A 2,397-nucleotide genomic window follows, 5' to 3' on the forward strand; every position below is an offset into this window, starting at 1 on the left:
GGGTCAACGCGATATAATGCCCTGGTTGTAGCTCTGCCGGCGCCCCGCCACAGGTTTTCCGCCACATTTTCCGTGTTGGGTACTATAAACTTTCCCCCATTAATCCTTCCGTCATAACTACTCCCGTTTTCCAAGGTATATGCTTCACCCTCGGTGTGCGGTTCCTCCACCCGAACCTGCGCCGCAGTTTTTAACACAAGCTGAGACACCCTGTCCCGCAAATCACTGTAGGCGTTTTCCTCTGCCTGATTTAATTTTTGTTCCTGCGATGTATAATGCCCGGCCATTTCCCGGGCAATCTCTCTATACCTGACCGAGGATGCGGAAAAACCCGGCTTTGAGAGTATCCAGTCTGCAATTTCCCTGGCCCCGGCCTTGACTTCTTCCGGCATGTACTTCAGCGCCACCCGGCCCTTACCGGGCATAATTTTAGCCAGGTTTTCCACCAGCCCGGCCAGGTCCTCCCGGTCGTCATCAGACAATCGCGGTACCACTCCCGCTGCGCCACCGTCCATAGCCTGGACCACCTGATGCTCTGACTTAACCCGGACAATCAACTCATTCACCCGGTCCATTTCACCCCGGGCAACATCCCTGACCATATCCCTGATAGCTGTTTTCTCAACTCCCAACCGGCTCCGCTCGGCAGCGTAAATTGACCTGATAAAGGCCTTCCGGACATCCCTCCTTTCTCCCGGGCTCAACACCCCCCTGTTCCTGTGGGTTTCTTTTTCCCACATAACCAAATGGACGTGCGGGTGCCCGGCCTCCGCATGATAAGCGGCCACCCACCGGAGATTACTCTCCGGTATACCCATGGCCTGTGCCGCCTCCGGAACACCGGCGCGAAGTGCATTCTCCCAACTTTTACGGTCAATATATCCCATTCGTTTGGCCATATCCTCCCTGAGCGAAAGCACGAAACGCCAAACTATCCCATCATGCTGCCCCAATTCCTCCCGCACTTCTTCCAAGTCCGGCGGCTTTTCGTCCGCCCCGAACAATCCATGGCTTCGCGGTCTCTCCGCTGCATATTTAACGTGACCGGCCGGGCTGTCGAGTTCAAAATCATCTTTCCTCAATTCAGAATCGCGGTCGCCTATATTGATATCGCCCCGGTCGGCCCCCGGCCTGGTGGCTATGTAATTTACATGCGCGGCATTTTTACCGCAATTATCGCCACCCGGCTTGTAAAATTTGATTTTCAGGACAAACGGGGGCATTTATTCATCCACCGGTGGTTCTTTTAAATAGGCAACCGCTTTTACCCGAGCTGTTTCGTATACTTCCTTTGCGCTTTTTGTAAGTTTTGGTCCCAACGCCTGCTGGATAACAAAGTAATTCAGATACATACTGGTGGCACCGGCTACGGCTGATTTGGCGGTTAGTTTTGCCATGCGGTCTTCTACCGGTTTTAACTCGCGGCGAACAACTTTTGACAGTGCCGCCGATATAAGATCAATACCCTCTATTGCTTGCTTCTGCGTTAGAGCTTCTTCAACCATTCTTCTTGCTAAAACAGCAAGAGGTTCGCCTCGTTGTTTAGCTAAAACTTGAAGTGAATTATAAGCATCTTCTTCAAACCTAATAGTAACGGGTTTTAGCTTTTTTCTTTGCATAGATGCCAAATAGCACCTCTCTTTCAAGTAGATTTAAAGGGATTACAGATGCATTGAGATGCTCAATAGATGCACATTATTGATTTAAGAACCGCAATAAGAATCCCTTATAAGAATAGTCTGCCCGGCTTTGCCGGGCATGTGTAGCACCGCGCGGGGCACCGCGCCTTATCCTGCCTTAAGAAACGCGGCGGAAATTTTGCCGCGTTAGAGCATACTTTAAATACCCTCTCAGTAGTACCTAAAAACATACCCTTAAAAGGTCCCCATAAGAGCGCATTAGATAATACTCTTCTCAAACGCCCCCTGACCGGCATCATAGTCACCCCCTTCATTAGTACCCGGCAAACTGACCTTTTTACGGTACTCATCAAGGGCCATCCGTACAATCTCGCTTTTGGAGTACCCGCTAAGACGCGCTGCTTGTTCCAACCAATGCACCTGTTCCGGGTACATGTAAAGACGAACATTACGACCATGTTGTATAGACATGTCTTTTTTTAGTACCCTCGCCACATACACCACTCCTCGCAAATTATAAATCAGGGAAATAATGAGGCCGGTAGCGAATTAATAATGCTAATATACCACCGGCTTTACAATAACGTATAAACTTTGGTCATCTTGCAGCTGCGGTACTCCCAACTTTATCGGGTGATACAACCCGCACCGCTATTTCATCCTGCAGTCCCATTTCCTCCAGTATGTTTTTACTGACATAAATCAGGTCCAGCTCACCCATTTCGGCTATATTTTCTTTAAACCTGACTTTTTTAAC

The 2,397-nt window shown here is 49.5% G+C and carries 3 protein-coding genes; all 3 read right to left on the minus strand.

The window, feature by feature from the left end:
* Positions 1–1,223 (minus strand): MobP3 family relaxase (mobP3, locus tag H569_RS20865; protein ID WP_051273732.1); only part of this gene is annotated, 1,223 nt, incomplete at its 3' end.
* Positions 1,224–1,628, minus strand: coding sequence for a hypothetical protein (locus H569_RS0117000; RefSeq protein ID WP_027365958.1), 405 nt, complete (start codon positions 1,626–1,628; stop codon positions 1,224–1,226).
* Positions 1,629–1,898: 270 nt separating this feature from the next.
* The gene (locus H569_RS0117005; protein WP_027365959.1) at positions 1,899–2,135 is read right to left on the minus strand and encodes a hypothetical protein; all 237 of its coding nucleotides are present in this window, start codon (positions 2,133–2,135) and stop codon (positions 1,899–1,901) included.
* Between the last annotated feature and the right edge of the window lie 262 nt (positions 2,136–2,397).

It is taken from the genome of Desulfotruncus alcoholivorax DSM 16058 (assembly GCF_000430885.1).
Lineage (GTDB): Bacteria > Bacillota > Desulfotomaculia > Desulfotomaculales > Desulfallaceae > Desulfotruncus > Desulfotruncus alcoholivorax.